Annotated in this window: 15 protein-coding genes and 1 tRNA gene; 9 read left to right on the forward strand and 7 right to left on the reverse strand. The window is 64.0% G+C overall.

All coding sequences use genetic code 11. The features are described 5' to 3' along the window. Positions 1–10: 10 nt before the first annotated feature. Positions 11–202: a hypothetical protein gene (locus tag GV002_RS05365; protein WP_003462311.1), complete on the reverse strand. Its 192-nt coding sequence runs from the start codon at positions 200–202 to the stop codon at positions 11–13. A 240-nt stretch (positions 203–442) separates the two neighbouring features. Here GV002_RS05365 and GV002_RS05370 point away from each other — a divergent pair, with 240 nt between their 5' ends. The 3 genes from GV002_RS05370 to GV002_RS05380 all read left to right on the forward strand — a co-directional run bounded on the left by GV002_RS05370 (position 443) and on the right by GV002_RS05380 (position 1,883). Further along, entirely contained in the window at positions 443–1,285 is an 843-nt protein-coding gene (locus tag GV002_RS05370) for a S1 RNA-binding domain-containing protein (protein WP_003462310.1), read from the forward strand. 55 nt (positions 1,286–1,340) lie between these two features. Next, positions 1,341–1,416 (forward strand) — tRNA-Thr (locus GV002_RS05375). 140 nt (positions 1,417–1,556) lie between these two features. Beyond that, positions 1,557–1,883: a hypothetical protein gene (locus GV002_RS05380; protein ID WP_160017385.1), complete on the forward strand. Its 327-nt coding sequence runs from the start codon at positions 1,557–1,559 to the stop codon at positions 1,881–1,883. A 4-nt stretch (positions 1,884–1,887) separates the two neighbouring features. Here GV002_RS05380 and GV002_RS05385 read toward each other — a convergent pair whose 3' ends face one another. Together GV002_RS05385 and GV002_RS05390 are read right to left on the reverse strand one after the other, a co-directional pair. After that, the gene (locus tag GV002_RS05385; protein WP_160017386.1) at positions 1,888–2,934 is read right to left on the reverse strand and encodes a GGDEF domain-containing protein; all 1,047 of its coding nucleotides are present in this window, start codon (positions 2,932–2,934) and stop codon (positions 1,888–1,890) included. 108 nt (positions 2,935–3,042) lie between these two features. After that, the gene (locus GV002_RS05390) at positions 3,043–3,453 is read right to left on the reverse strand and encodes a GNAT family N-acetyltransferase (protein WP_160017387.1); all 411 of its coding nucleotides are present in this window, start codon (positions 3,451–3,453) and stop codon (positions 3,043–3,045) included. Between the two features lie 130 nt (positions 3,454–3,583). Here GV002_RS05390 and GV002_RS05395 point away from each other — a divergent pair, with 130 nt between their 5' ends. Genes GV002_RS05395 through GV002_RS05405 form a run of 3 tightly spaced genes read left to right on the forward strand, consistent with a single transcriptional unit; the run spans position 3,584 to position 6,785 of the window. Next, the gene (locus GV002_RS05395; RefSeq protein ID WP_160017388.1) at positions 3,584–4,372 is read left to right on the forward strand and encodes a PP2C family protein-serine/threonine phosphatase; all 789 of its coding nucleotides are present in this window, start codon (positions 3,584–3,586) and stop codon (positions 4,370–4,372) included. 16 nt (positions 4,373–4,388) lie between these two features. After that, positions 4,389–5,867, forward strand: coding sequence for a serine/threonine-protein kinase (locus tag GV002_RS05400; protein ID WP_160017389.1), 1,479 nt, complete (start codon positions 4,389–4,391; stop codon positions 5,865–5,867). 15 nt (positions 5,868–5,882) lie between these two features. After that, positions 5,883–6,785, forward strand: a complete 903-nt coding sequence (locus tag GV002_RS05405; RefSeq protein ID WP_160017390.1) for an FHA domain-containing protein — start codon at positions 5,883–5,885, stop codon at positions 6,783–6,785. Between the two features lie 119 nt (positions 6,786–6,904). On the opposite strand, the gene GV002_RS05410 is transcribed toward GV002_RS05405, so the two are convergent. The 3 genes from GV002_RS05410 to GV002_RS05420 form a co-directional block, all read right to left on the reverse strand. Next, complete coding sequence (locus GV002_RS05410; RefSeq protein ID WP_160017391.1) at positions 6,905–7,234, reverse strand: DUF2025 family protein; 330 nt, start codon at positions 7,232–7,234, stop codon at positions 6,905–6,907. A gap of 143 nt (positions 7,235–7,377) precedes the next feature. Beyond that, positions 7,378–7,785: an NUDIX hydrolase gene (locus GV002_RS05415; protein WP_160017392.1), complete on the reverse strand. Its 408-nt coding sequence runs from the start codon at positions 7,783–7,785 to the stop codon at positions 7,378–7,380. Positions 7,786–7,937: 152 nt separating this feature from the next. After that, complete coding sequence (locus GV002_RS05420; protein WP_160017393.1) at positions 7,938–8,639, reverse strand: YebC/PmpR family DNA-binding transcriptional regulator; 702 nt, start codon at positions 8,637–8,639, stop codon at positions 7,938–7,940. A 511-nt stretch (positions 8,640–9,150) separates the two neighbouring features. Between GV002_RS05420 and GV002_RS05425 the strand changes: the two genes are divergently transcribed. Together GV002_RS05425 and GV002_RS05430 are read left to right on the forward strand one after the other, a co-directional pair. Further along, positions 9,151–9,858 (forward strand): NADPH-dependent F420 reductase, encoded by a 708-nt coding sequence (locus GV002_RS05425; RefSeq protein ID WP_160017394.1) that lies wholly within the window; start codon positions 9,151–9,153, stop codon positions 9,856–9,858. Between the two features lie 69 nt (positions 9,859–9,927). After that, complete coding sequence (locus tag GV002_RS05430) at positions 9,928–10,968, forward strand: DUF1176 domain-containing protein (RefSeq protein ID WP_160017395.1); 1,041 nt, start codon at positions 9,928–9,930, stop codon at positions 10,966–10,968. A gap of 94 nt (positions 10,969–11,062) precedes the next feature. Here GV002_RS05430 and GV002_RS05435 read toward each other — a convergent pair whose 3' ends face one another. Next, positions 11,063–11,797 carry a sulfite exporter TauE/SafE family protein gene (locus GV002_RS05435; RefSeq protein WP_160017396.1) on the reverse strand — a complete coding sequence of 245 codons (735 nt, stop codon included), beginning with the start codon at positions 11,795–11,797 and terminating at the stop codon, positions 11,063–11,065. A 140-nt stretch (positions 11,798–11,937) separates the two neighbouring features. Between GV002_RS05435 and GV002_RS05440 the strand changes: the two genes are divergently transcribed. Further along, positions 11,938–12,831 carry an EamA family transporter gene (locus GV002_RS05440; protein WP_160017397.1) on the forward strand — a complete coding sequence of 298 codons (894 nt, stop codon included), beginning with the start codon at positions 11,938–11,940 and terminating at the stop codon, positions 12,829–12,831. Positions 12,832–12,966: the final 135 nt, after the last annotated feature.

Here is a 12,966-nt window from a genome sequence, read left to right on the forward strand (position 1 = left end):
CCCGAAGCGATCACTTCTTGCTGATGGTGATCTGGCGCGTGCCGCCGTAAGTCTGGCCGCTGACGCCCTTGGCGATCTGCTGGATCTCGCCGCCGCCCTGCAGGAAGGCAGCAATCTGCGCCTCGATGGACTCGCGGGTTTCCACGGCAGGGGCGGGTTTGCTGACTTTGCTGGAGGAGGACTTCACGCGCAGGGTGGCCATGACCTTGATCTCTTTCAGATGGGCGGCCGATCATTATGCCTGAAGCAGCCCCTTTCTGCTTGGTTAATCGCCGTGATGAATAGCGTAATGCTGCGTCTCATCCACTTTTCGCGGCAACTTATGGCTTGTTTCCCAGGCACTTATGCCACCATTCGACCGGCTGTCGTTTTGCCATGCGGCCAGCCCGGTCGCGCGTCAACTCGGGTAGAATGGCCGGCTGTTTTGGTGAGGTGAAACGCGATGGCCTTGATTGGGCGGATGAATTCTTTGCAGGTGGTCAAGCACACCGACTTCGGTCTGTACCTGGACGGTGGTGCGGATGGTGAAATCCTCCTGCCCAAGCGCTACATCCCCAAGGACACGCCGAGCGAAGTCGATGACTGGCTCAACGTGTTCCTCTACCTCGACAGCGAAGACAAGCTGATCGCCACCACCCTGAAACCGAAGATCCAGCTCGGTGAGTTCGCCAGCCTCAAGGTGGTGGATATCAACCGCGTCGGCCTGTTCTTCGACTGGGGCCTGCCCAAGGACCTGCTGCTGCCGCATTCCGAAGAGAAGCGTCCGCTGCAGATCGGCGACTACTGCGTGATCTACCTCTACCTGGACAAGCGCACCCGCCGCCTTACCGCCACCGCACGCCTGGACCGCCACCTGGACAAGGTGCCGGCCAACTACCAGGTCGGCCAGGAAGTCGACCTGCTGGTGGTCGAACGTACCGACCTCGGCTTCAAGGCCATCATCGACGGCAAGCATTGGGGCCTGATCCACAAGAACGAGCTGTTCAAGTTCATCCGCAGCGGCATGCGCGAGAAGGGCTACATCAAGGAGCTGCGTGCCGACGGCAAGATCAGCCTGAGCCTGCAGCCCATCGGTCACGAAGCCGCCAGTGGCCTGGCCGAGCAGATCATCGAACGACTGCGCGCACAAGGCGGTGTGCTGGCGCTGGGTGACAAGAGCCCGCCAGAGCTGATCTCCGAGCATTTCCGGGTCAGCAAGGGCAACTTCAAGAAGGCCATCGGTGGCCTCTACAAGCAGGGCCTGATCCGCATCCACGACGACCGCATCGAACTGCTTGACAGCTGACGTCACAGCGACTTGAGCGCGAGCGTGGCAACTCGCATAATGCCGTCGTTTTCCCGCCGGTGTAGCTCAGTCGGTAGAGCAGCGCACTCGTAACGCGAAGGTCGTAGGTTCGATTCCTATCTCCGGCACCATGTCCAGCAAAGGGTCAGCTTCGGCTGACCCTTTGTCGTATCAGCGCTGAAAATTCCCTCGCGCTGCTGTCAAAGCCGGTGTGATGATGATTTCGGCTCAGGCGCTTGACGTCTGGCCCTGACTCGCAGGGGAGGTGCTCATGTTCATTCGCTCGCTTGTACTGATTCTGGCTGCGTCGTTCGCCAGTGCTGCGTTCGCCGATCAGCCGCAGACCATTCGCGTCATTCCCAAGAGCTACGTCAGCCCCGGCGCCAGTGGCAGCGTCTCCGGTTCGTCGAGTTATCAGCAGCACAATCTCTACGGTGGGCAGCGTCTGCCGCAGGGCAGCGTGCGTCAGGAAAGCCGCTACGGCAGTTACTCCAGCGAAAGCCGTGGCGGCATTCGGCAGAGCACCGAATACCCGGGCGGGCTGATCATCGAGCGCCAGCCGGGCAGTGGCAGTTATCAGCAGCAGCGTAGCCGCTGACGCCTCAGTTGCTGGCGGCAGTCTTGTTCGGGCTGCTCGGGGCATCGGCGATCACCGAGCGATTGCGCCCCTCGCTCTTGGCGCGATACAGGCATTCATCGGCGCGCTGCAGCCAGCTTTCCCAGTGCTCGCCACTGTGCAGAATGGCGCCGCCGATGGAGACGGTTACCGCGCCGCCCGGGCTTTTCAGCTCCTGTGCGACCCAGCTGAGCAGATTCTGCGCCGCGACCTGCAGGCCCGCCAGCTCGGTATTGGGCAGCAACAGGAGAAACTCCTCGCCACCAAAGCGGAACAAGCGATCTTCCTTGCGTGAACAGCGCTTGATCAGCTCGACGAAGGCTACCAGCACCTGGTCGCCAACGTGATGGCCGAAGCGGTCGTTGATCTGCTTGAAGTGATCCAGATCCATTACCAGCAGGCCGTAGCTGTCGCTGTGGCGGCGATGGCTGGCCATGGCGATCTTCAGTTCTTCGTTCATCGCCCGGCGGTTGCGTGCGCCGGTCAGCGGGTCATGAATGGCCAGCAGTTGCAACTGGTCGCGTTGGTTGCGGGTGCGGAAGGCGAAGATGAAGCTGAGCACGCTGGCCATCATGCAGGTGACCAGGAACGACACCATCTGGTAGTGGCTTTCGAACACGCTGTCAGGTACCAGCAGGGCATGGCTGACCAGACTGACCAGCACCAGCGCAGTGGCCAGCAGGGCCTTGCCAGGGGTGACCATGAAGAAATTGAAGAGGATCAGCGGGTAGATCCAGAACAGGCCGTTGACCCCCAGGTTGATGGCGATCAGCGTGGCGCCGACAGAGAACACGGCCGCCAGGTAGATACCGGGTTTGACCGTGTCGCGGGTGACCCAGGCATAAAGCACGGCGAACAGCGTGGACAGAACGATGATGGTGTCGGCAATGCCGACCAGGTAGTTGCCCTGGAGCAGGCGGTAGACGGCATAAGGCGAGATGCCGATGACGCCGAACAGACCCATCAGGGTGATGATCGACAGCTGGAAATCGTTGCGCAGGCGCTTCAGCAAACGAGCGGTCTGGGTAGCCATAGCATTTCTTTTCGTTGTTATGGAACAAGCATGCAGAGCTTTGACCGCGTATGGCAAGGGGCATTCCTGAGCAAAGTGCCAGTATTTTTGCCCAGGGCGACAGGCTGCTCAGTGGATGCGCAGCGAGATTAGCGATTTGGTGCGCTGATAGCGGGTCAGCCGTTCGGCCAGCTCGGTCGGCAGGCTTTGACAGTCCTCGAAGCCCAGGCGCTGATAGAAGCTGCGCAGCTCGGGATGGCAGAACAGCCAGACGGGTTCGGGATGCAGTGCCAGGCTGTGGCTGAGCAGCGCAGCCGCCACGCCTTGACGTCGCCGCGCGGGGGCAACGAACAGGCCGGTCAGCCACTGCCCGCCCGCCAGTGGGCGCAGGCTGAGGGCGGCGACAATCTCGCTGGCGCTTTGCGCCACCCACAGTTCATCCCCTGCCTGGCTGCGCATCGGCGAGCGGTGGTCGCGGTAGAACTTGTCGACCAGAGGTCGTAGCTGCAGGGGCAGATGGCGAAAGTGCGGTGTAATCATGGATTCAGTGGCGGCTCATTTGACCATCGCATTTTGGTTAACGGTTGCGCATTTACGACCTGGCGGGCGGTGACAGCTCGTTCGCGTCGCCGCATCATGGACAATCGCATTTTGCTAAAGGATTCGCCGCGTGTCTCAGCCTTTCCCCGTATCCGTGGTGTTCGCTGCGCAGAGCGTTGCCGGCCAGGTACGCACGCACAACGAGGATGCCCTGGCCTGCCGTCCCGATCTGGGGTTGTGGGCGCTGGCCGATGGCATGGGCGGGCATGAGCGTGGCGAGGTGGCCAGTGCCCTGGCGCTGGAGGAACTGGTGGGCGCCGTGCAGCAGGGCGAGGAGCTGCTTGCAGCGGTGCATGCCGCCCATCTGGCAATCGTAGCGGCGGCGCAGCCCGTTGCGGACGAGGCTGGCATGGGCAGCACCCTGGTTGCCGTGCGCCTGGACGGGGAGGAGTTCGAGCTGGCCTGGGTCGGCGACAGCCGCGCCTATCGCGTCGGCAGCGAACATATCGAGCAACTCAGTCACGACCACAGCTGGGTCCAGGCCATGGTCGACGCCGGCCAGATGAGCGCCGAGGAGGCGCGTGAGCACCCGCGTCGCAACGTGATTCTGCAGTGCCTGGGACAGGTCGGGCAGATGCCTGATGTCGGTCTGCTGCGCGCCCGGCTGGCGCCGGACGAACTGCTGCTGCTGTGCAGCGACGGGCTGACCAACGAGCTGGACGACGCGGCCATCCAGCACTGTTGCGCCGAAGCGGCCACGCTGGAAACGATGGTCGAGCAACTGGTGGGGCTGGCTAATAGCCATGGCGGCAGAGACAATATCAGCTGCATCGTCCTGTGCCTTGGCCCAGCTGCCGAGCACCGCGAAGCGCCGACCCCCGGTCTGCTGCGCAAGCTGTTCAAGTCCCTCCAACCCTGAGCGCCAGTCGAGCCGCATGAGCCAGCCTTCCATCAGCGTACCCGGTTACAGCATTCATCATCGCCTCGGCAAAGGCGGCATGGCTGAGGTCTATCTGGCGACCGAGCAGGCGTTGCAGCGCCAGGTGGCGCTCAAGGTGCTGCTGCATCGCGAGGACGCCGCCTTCACCCAGCGCTTCATCAAGGAAGGCCATACCGTCGCCTCCCTGCAGCATCCTTCGATCATCACCATCTACCGCATCGACCAACTGGACGACGGCCGCCATTTTCTCGCCATGGAGTACCTGGCTGGCGGCGACCTGGCTCAGTACAAGGGCCAGCGCCTGGAGCCGGCGCGTGCGCTGCGCATCGCCCGGCAGATCGCCAGCGCCCTGGCGCTGGTACACGACAAGGGCCTGGTGCACCGCGACATCAAGCCCGGCAACATCCTGTTTCGCGACGATGGCACCGCCGTGCTCAGCGACTTTGGCGTGGCCAAGGACCTGCAGCTCGACAGCGAGCTGACCCAGTCCGGCATCGCCGTTGGCAGCCCGGCCTACAGCAGCCCCGAGCAGGCGCAGTGTCAGGCACTGGACGCACGCAGCGACATCTACAGCCTCGGCGTGATCCTGCTGGAGATGCTCAGCGGGCATAACCCCTTTCGCGGCGGCAACTACACCCAGACCCTGATGAACCAGTTGCAGCTGGAGGCGCCGCCGCTGCCGGAGCCTCTGGGCGAGTTGCAGTGGCTGCTCGACCGCATGCTGGCCAAGGACCCGGAAGATCGTTTCGCCGACTGCCACGTGCTGCTGGCCAGTCTCGATGAGCTGCAGGATGTCGAGCAGGACCAGACCCGTCTGAGCCCGGCCGTCAGCCTGCCGCCTCGTCCATCCCGGCGGCGCTGGCTGCCCTGGGCCGTGCTCGGTCTGTTGTTGCTCGGCATGGGTAGCGCAGGCGGCTACTACTGGCAGTTGCAGCAGCGCATCGCCGGGTTGCTTGGGCTGGCTGAAACGCGCTTGAGCGAGGGGCACCTGTTGACCCCGGCGCAAGACAACGCCGACTACTATTTTCGCCAGACGCTGGCCCTGGATGCAGACAACCGGCAGGCCAGCGACGGCCTGCAGCGCGTACTGCAGGCCCGCATCCAGCAGTATCTCGACCTGGCCGAGCAACGCCTGGGCGAGGGCTTGCTGATCCTGCCCGAGGACGACAGCGCGGTGCATTACTTCCGTCAGGTGCTTGGCTGGGAACCGGACAACCTGCTGGCTCTGGCTGGCATCAATCGCGTGGCGCAGCGGTTCATCGAACAGAGCGAGGCGGCCTATGCGCGGCGTGAATACAACCTGGCGCTGGAACAGATCAAGCAGGGCCTCGAGGCAGAGCCCGACAACGAACGGCTGCTGGCCCTCTATGACAGCCACGAGCAGCGCGTGCGTCAGGCGGCGAACCGCCCGCGCAGCGCACAGCCGGCCCAGCAGAACCCGATCAAGCGCTTGCTGAACAACCTATTCGACTGACCCGAGGCGACCACGATGCTAAGACTGCAGTTCCTGGATAACCGCCAAGCGCCGGTCTGGCTGACTGATGAACGCCTGACCATCGGCCAGGACAGCCGCAACCAACTTGTGCTCGGCGATACCGGAATCGCCAGCTTCCACGCCGAGATCCGCCAGGATCACGGCTACTACTACCTGAGCGATGCCGGCCAGGGCGCCACCTGGGTCAACGACCAGCGCGTCGGTACCCGTTTTCAGCTGCGCGACGGCGATCGCCTGCGGCTGGGCGCCGTCGAACTGCAGCTGGTCGACCCGGCGAAAAGCGCGGCCAGGCCCGAGGCCGCTGCGCCGCGCTGGTTTCTGCAGGTGATCCAGGGCGAACACCAGGGGCGCAAGTTTCATGTCCACGGCTCGATGACCTTCGGCCGTTCGAGCAAGTGCGAGCTGTGCTTCAGCGATCTGGAACTGTCGCGCCGGCATTGCGAGTTCTTTCTCAAGGACGACGTGCTGGAGGTCAAGGACCTTGCCTCGGCCAACGGTGTGCTGGTCAACCAGCAGAAGGTCCGTACCGCCGTGTTGCAACCGGGCGATCAGTTGAAGATGGGCACGGTGACGCTGCTGGTGATCGGGCCGAAGGTGAGCGTAAGCGATGCGCCCGACGAGGATGCCACCCAGTTCATGCGCGTGACGGACTTGCCGCCAGCGCTGGCTGCCAAGGCGGCTGGCGGCGCCACGCAGATCGCCCCGGTGCCGCAGGTGGCGCGCGCCAGCGTCAAGGCTGCGCCGGCGGCGGCCAATCCACTGCGAGCAGCTCAGGCCAAACCCGCGCCCGTTGTCGTGGCGCCTGCGAACAGTGCGGGCAAGCTGTGGCTGGGTGGGATCGTACTGCTGCTGATCGGTGTGGGCCTCGGCGCCATCTCGATGCGCTTATTGGGCTGAGGCATACGCGCATTGGTGCGCACGGCGCCCCCTACGGGTGGTTGCCGTACGGTGACGTTTGACGCAACTCTGCCGTAGGGTGCGCCGTGCGCACCGAATGCACCGAGACACGCTACACCTCAAGCCGGTGTCAGGCGCCGCCGTTCGGCGTGGATTTCCGGCAGGTCGCTGCGGCGCAGGTAAATGCGCAACGGTTCGCTGAGGTTGACCCGGTCGTCGATGCGCTGTTCCTGCAACCAGGCCAGGCGCTGGCGATCCAGACGCATCAGTTCGCCTTTGGCGCTGCTCCATACGTATTCGCAGGTAGGGGTGATGGTTTCGGCCGGCACGTCGAGGCCGAAGCTGTCTTCGGAAAAACGCAGCAGGTACTGGCCGGTCTTGGCATTGAAGCCGACGAAGCCCTGCAACTGGTCGGCGGCCTGGCAGATATGGGCTGAGCTGATACTCATGGCAAACCTCGGAGTCCTGTGGGGTTTGCACGCAAAACGAATGGTTCTGGTTATCGGCGCAGCCTAATCGCTGGCGTTGTCACCCGCGTTGTCGTGGATCAAGAAACGGCCGGGAGCGGTCTTTGATGTCGCTGGCGCCAGCCCTACAGGAACGGCTGGCGTTGCAGAGCCGGCAGCACCTGATCACGCAGCAGCGGGGCCAGGTCATCGGGCAGGGGCAAGGTGGTATCGAGCCAGCGCAGCTCTTCCAGCTCGGCGGCCGGCTGCACCGCGTGGGGCAGGGCAGCGCGATAGATGTCTGCCTGCACCCAGGTATCGGCCTCGTTGGCGGCTGGCGCCTGGAACTGGCCGAGCGGTCGCAGTGCACCGGCCTGCAGTTGCAGTTCCAGCTCTTCGAGCAGCTCACGCGCGAGCGCCGACAGCGCGTCTTCGCCCGGTTCACGCTTGCCACCTGGCAGCATGAAGAATCGGGTGTTGCGCTTGCGCACGAGCAACAGACGACCTCGTGCGTCGAACAGGCAGGCGGCGGCGATATGCAGGGTGGTTTTCATGGGGGTGTGGCCTTTGCATGCCTGGCTGCGAAAATTTATCGACGATGCCGCGGATGGCTCGGCTGGTGTAGGAGCGAATTTATTCGCGATTGTGCCGCGAATTTCGCGAATCAATTCGCTCCTACAGCGTCAGGCTGGGGACCTGGCGAACATCAGCCGGCCAGGCCGACGTAAACGTTCTGCACGTCATCGTGGCCGTCGATGGCTTCGAGGAAGGCTTCGACTTCTTCCATCTGCTCCGGCGTCAGGCTGCTTACCGGGTTTTTCGGGCGGTAGCCGAGCTTGGCCGAGTTGACGGTGAAACCCTGCTCCGGCAGTGCCTTGCACACGGCGTCGAGGTCGGTCGGATCGGTGATGAACAGGGTCGAGCCCTCGTCATCGGGCACGAAGTCCTGGGCACCGGCTTCGATGGCGGCCAGTTCCGGGTCGGAACCCTCTTCGCTGCTGGCTTCGATCAGACCAACGTGGTCGAAGTCCCAGCTGACCGAGCCGGATGCACCGAGCTGGCCCTTGCGAAACAGCACACGGATCTCGGCCACGGTGCGGTTGACGTTGTCGGTCAGGCACTCGACGATCACTGGTACCTGATGCGGGGCGAAGCCCTCGTACTGGGTGCGCTCGTAGTTGATCACTTCACCGGACAGACCGGCGCCTTTCTTGATGGCGCGCTCGAGGGTGTCCTTGGGCATCGAGGCTTTCTTGGCCTGGTGCACGGCCAGGCGCAGCTTGGGGTTCATGTCCGGGTCGGCGCCGTTCCGCGCGGCGAGCATTATTTCCTTCACCAGCTTGCCGAAGATCTTGCCTCGGGCGTTGGCGGCGGCTTCTTTGGGTTTGGCTTTCCACTGGGCGCCCATCTGGGGTCTCCTGGCCGATAGGTGAGAGGGTGTCGCGGTGCGCAGAGGCGGCCGGACGATCACTTAGGCTGCGGATTCTAGTGCCTTGCGGCGCCGGCGGCACGCGCAATTTCCCGGATGGTGTTTTTGCGGCAGGGGAGGGCCGACGCAGCGAGGCTGCGCCGGCAGGCTGGAGCTCAGGCGTCCGGTGAGTGGCTGCCGAGCAGGGTCTGGCCGTGCTTCTTCTCGCGCTTGGCCATGCGTTTCTCATGCGCCGTTTTCAGCGGTTTCTTCTTGCCTTCTTTGTGTGAATCCATGCTTTTGCTCATGGTCGCGTCTCCGGGAAGCAGTTCATTGACTGGGGGGATGCGTTCGGGTCACTGCCACCTCCTCGGCCCCTGTAGCCGACTGCAATGCAATATCGCCTTTCAAGCATAGCTGGCGGGCAACACTCTGTTGCGAATCGTGGGTCGTCACGCTGTTCGGTTTTTCTATGCTTGGTCTTCGTCGTCACTCGCTCGAGGAACTCACCATGCCCCGTTTACTTCAGCTTTTCACCGCCGCGCTCGGCCTGCTGGTATTGCTGGGCGGCGCCCCAGTGCTGGCACACGCGGACGCCTTGCGTATCGGCATCATCGGCACCGGCAATATTGGCGGCGCGCTGGCGCGATTGTGGGTCGAAGCGGGGCATGAGGTGATGATTTCCTCGCGCAATCCCGAACGCCTGCAGCCGCTTGCCAGTGAGCTGGGCGAGCGTGCCCGCGTCGGCACCCCGCGTGAGGCGGCGGCCTTTGGCGAGGTGATTCTGCTGGCCGTACCCTATGGCGCGACGCCGCAGGTCGGGCGCGACTATGTCTCTGAGCTGGCTGGCAAGGTGGTGCTGGACGCTGGTAATCCCCGTCCGGGACGCGACGGGCCGATGGCCGAGGAGGCGGTCGAGATGGGTGCCGGATTGGCCTCGCAGCAGTTTCTGCCAGGCGTGCGCCTGGTACGCGCGTTCAATGCCATCTCTGCGCACAACCTGCGTAGCCAGGCCCATCGCAGCGGCGAGAAGCTGGCCATCCCGCTGGCCGCAGATGACGAGGCGGCGCTGGAGGTGGCGGCGCGTCTGGTGACAGATGCCGGCTTCGATCCGGTGATCGTCGGGCCGTTGTCCAGTGCCAAGTCTTTCGATTTCAACAGCGGCGTGTCGGCGCGCATGCCCACCGCGCGTGAGCTGCGCGAATTGCTGGGGTTGTGATGGCGCTTGCCTGGCTTGCTCGGGCCAGGGAACATGACGGCCCTGCGCAATCATCAAAAGGAGTTGTTCATGTCGCGTCGGATGCTGATCTCGGCTCTGCTGCTGGCGGCGGGAATGGTCCAGGCAGCACCCGAGCAGGTGCCGCTGTACCGGGAAATCAAGGACTGGGTGATCGCCTGCGACAACCTGCGGGCATGCCAGGCGCTGAGTGCCACGCAAGGCTTTGATTACACGCCATTGAGTCTTCATCTGCAGCGTGCTGCGGGTGCGCAGGCGCCGTTGGCGTTGTCGCTGCACCATGCCGGGCGAGGTGGATATGCACCGCTGCAGCTCGATGGTCACGCATTATCCAGTGCCGGTCGCCTGCGCCTGGTGGACGAGGATGGTGAAACACTGCTGGCGGCCGAGGGGGCCGATGCCCAGGTCGTGCTGGCCGAATTGCGTAATGGTGCGCAGCTGCGTATGGCAGGCGATGGCGAGCACCAGGCGGTGGTGTCGCTCAGTGGGCTGTCCGCCGCATTGCTGCTCATTGATGCCGTGCAGGGGCGGATGGATACCCGCACGGCGTTGTACCGGTCGGGTACGCGCCCTGACAGCGAGGTGCCGGCGCCGCCGCAGGCGCCACGTCTGCGTGCCTATCCTGGCGTTGCACCACTGAGCGAAGTCGAACAGCATGACATCGCCCGGCACCTGATGGCCGCGACTCGCAGCCAGTGGTTCGAGGAGGGCATGACAGACGAGCCTGAGGCCGAGGCCTTCGCGCTCAACGAGCGCGAGGCGTTGGTCATCATTCGTACCTGGTGTGCGGCCTACAACTGCGATTTCGCGGTCTATCGCGTCAGCCGTCAGTCGCCGTATGTAGAGCAGGACATGCAGATCGATCCGCTGCCGTTGGGGCACGATGGGTTATCCGGCTGGGTCAGTTATCAGCCGCAGACAGGCGAGCTGGCTTACCTGCACAAGGGGCGTGGCATTGCCGATTGCGGCGAGTCGGGTAGTTGGCGCTTCGATGGCGAGCGTTTTCAGTTGGCCTTGTTCAGCTTCCTGAACCGCTGTGCGGGGCGTAACCCCGGCGAGTGGCCGCAGCTGTGGAGGGTGATCGAGCCCTGAGCTGGCGTGGGTAGTTGGGCGCACCAGGGCTTCAGGCAGTATCGGGTCACGATCCAGGAAGCGGTGCGTACGGCGCACCTTACGGGCGGGGGATCTATAGGTAGCGCCAGATCAGCTGCACACCCGCCATGAGAATGCCCAGCCGCGCGATACGGTAGAACCACAGGTGGTTGACGCGCGATTGCAGCCACAGGCCGCTCCATACGCCCAGCGGCACGATGGGCGCGAGCATCAGGCTCAGCAGCAGATTTTCCTCGGTGAACTGGCCCAGCGCCGCGTAGGGGAACAGCTTGGCGGCGTTGGTCAGCAGGAAGAACAGGTTGATGGTGGCGACGAAGCGCACCTTGTCCAGTTGCTGCGGCAGCAGGTGCATCATCACCGGCGGGCCGCCCGCGTGGGCGACGAAGCTGGTGAAGCCGGCCAGGCTCGACAGCAGTGTGCCGCGCCCTTTGTGCAGCGGTCGTGGCGCCTGTTTGCCAACCACCAGGCCGAGCCCGACGAACGTGATGGCGATGGCGCCGATCAGCAGGCCGATGGCGCGTTCGTCGAACAAGCCGAACGTCATCGAACCGATGGCGATGCCGATCACCGCGCCCGGCAGCATGACCTTGAGGTTGGCCATATCCCACTTGCCCCAGTAGGCCTTCAGGCCCACCACATCGGCCAGGCAGAGAATCGGCAGCATGACCGCCACCGCCTGTTTCGGTGAGGTGGCCAGTGCCAGCAACGGCACGGCGATGCCGCCCAGGGCGCCGCCGAAGCCGCCCTTGGACAGCCCGGTGAGAAACACTGCCGGCAGGGCGAACAAAAGGAAATCGTGCAGAGTCATGGGTTTGGCGTAACGCTACGGAGGCGCGCAGGTTAGCAGCCGCCAGTGGCTGTGTGGCTTTTTTCCTCGGCGTCTGTGTCTTTCTGCTGTTGGGGGGAGGCTGCTCTAATGCCGGCTCACTCAACCTGAGGTTTGTGCTCATGACACCCAAGGATCTACTGCTGGCGCTGCTGGTGATCGTCGTCTGGGGGCTGAACTTCGTGGTGATCAAGGTTGGCCTGCATGGCATGCCGCCGATGCTGATGGGCGCTCTGCGCTTCATGCTCGCAGCCTTTCCGGCGATCCTCTTCGTGCGGCGGCCGCAGGTGCCGCTGCGCTGGATGCTGGCCTATGGCATGACCATTTCAGTGGGGCAGTTCGCCTTTCTCTTCTATGCCATGTACGTCGGCATGCCGGCGGGTCTGGCGTCGCTGGTGCTGCAGTCGCAGGCCTTCTTCACCCTGTTCTTCGCCGCGCTGTTTCTCGGCGAGCGGCTGCGTCGCAGTAACCTGTTCGGTTTGCTGGTGGCGGCCAGCGGTCTGGTATTGATAGGTCTGCAGGGCGGGCAGGCGATGACCCTGGCGGGCTTCGCCCTGACCATTGCGGCGGCCTCGATGTGGGCGCTGGGCAACGTGGTCACGCGCAAGCTGGGCAAGGTCAATCTGGTCGGCCTGGTGGTCTGGGGCAGCCTGATTCCACCGCTGCCATTTCTGGCCTTGTCGCTGTGGCTGGAAGGGCCGGAGCTGATCGGTCAGTCGCTGCGCACGCTCAGCCTGGATTCGCTGCTGGTGCTGGCTTACCTGGCATTCGGCGCCACCATTCTCGGCTACGGGCTTTGGAGTCGCTTGCTTTCGCGCTATCCGGCCAGCCAGGTGGCGCCGTTCTCGCTGCTGGTGCCGGTGGTGGGTATCAGCTCCTCGGCACTGTTGCTCGGCGAGCGCCTCGGCAGTCTGCAGATGGTCGGTGCGGCGTTGGTCATGGCCGGGCTGCTGATCAACGTCTGGGGCGGGCGTTTGCTCGATAGCTGGCGCCAGCGCGAGCCGACGCTGCCGTAGGGTGCGCTGTGCGCACCGCTTCCAGAATCGTGACCCGATATTCTCTGGAACCTTGGTGCGCACTGCGCACCCTACAACGACAGGCTCAGTCTTGCGGGCGTTTGCTCGATGGCTGGCGCCGACGCGAGCCGACAA

This window comes from Pseudomonas sp. 8O, assembly GCF_902506495.1.
Classification (GTDB): Bacteria; Pseudomonadota; Gammaproteobacteria; order Pseudomonadales; family Pseudomonadaceae; genus Aquipseudomonas; species Aquipseudomonas chaetocerotis.

Coding starts and splice junctions, on each gene's coding strand:
- GV002_RS05365 (WP_003462311.1), bottom strand. CDS start 202: ATGGCCACCCTGCGCGTGAAGTCCTCCTCCAGCAAAGTCAGCAAACCC.
- GV002_RS05370 (WP_003462310.1), top strand. CDS start 443: ATGGCCTTGATTGGGCGGATGAATTCTTTGCAGGTGGTCAAGCACACC.
- GV002_RS05380 (WP_160017385.1), top strand. CDS start 1,557: ATGTTCATTCGCTCGCTTGTACTGATTCTGGCTGCGTCGTTCGCCAGT.
- GV002_RS05385 (WP_160017386.1), bottom strand. CDS start 2,934: ATGGCTACCCAGACCGCTCGTTTGCTGAAGCGCCTGCGCAACGATTTC.
- GV002_RS05390 (WP_160017387.1), bottom strand. CDS start 3,453: ATGATTACACCGCACTTTCGCCATCTGCCCCTGCAGCTACGACCTCTG.
- GV002_RS05400 (WP_160017389.1), top strand. CDS start 4,389: ATGAGCCAGCCTTCCATCAGCGTACCCGGTTACAGCATTCATCATCGC.
- GV002_RS05405 (WP_160017390.1), top strand. CDS start 5,883: ATGCTAAGACTGCAGTTCCTGGATAACCGCCAAGCGCCGGTCTGGCTG.
- GV002_RS05410 (WP_160017391.1), bottom strand. CDS start 7,234: ATGAGTATCAGCTCAGCCCATATCTGCCAGGCCGCCGACCAGTTGCAG.
- GV002_RS05415 (WP_160017392.1), bottom strand. CDS start 7,785: ATGAAAACCACCCTGCATATCGCCGCCGCCTGCCTGTTCGACGCACGA.
- GV002_RS05420 (WP_160017393.1), bottom strand. CDS start 8,639: ATGGGCGCCCAGTGGAAAGCCAAACCCAAAGAAGCCGCCGCCAACGCC.
- GV002_RS05425 (WP_160017394.1), top strand. CDS start 9,151: ATGCCCCGTTTACTTCAGCTTTTCACCGCCGCGCTCGGCCTGCTGGTA.
- GV002_RS05430 (WP_160017395.1), top strand. CDS start 9,928: ATGTCGCGTCGGATGCTGATCTCGGCTCTGCTGCTGGCGGCGGGAATG.
- GV002_RS05435 (WP_160017396.1), bottom strand. CDS start 11,797: ATGACTCTGCACGATTTCCTTTTGTTCGCCCTGCCGGCAGTGTTTCTC.
- GV002_RS05440 (WP_160017397.1), top strand. CDS start 11,938: ATGACACCCAAGGATCTACTGCTGGCGCTGCTGGTGATCGTCGTCTGG.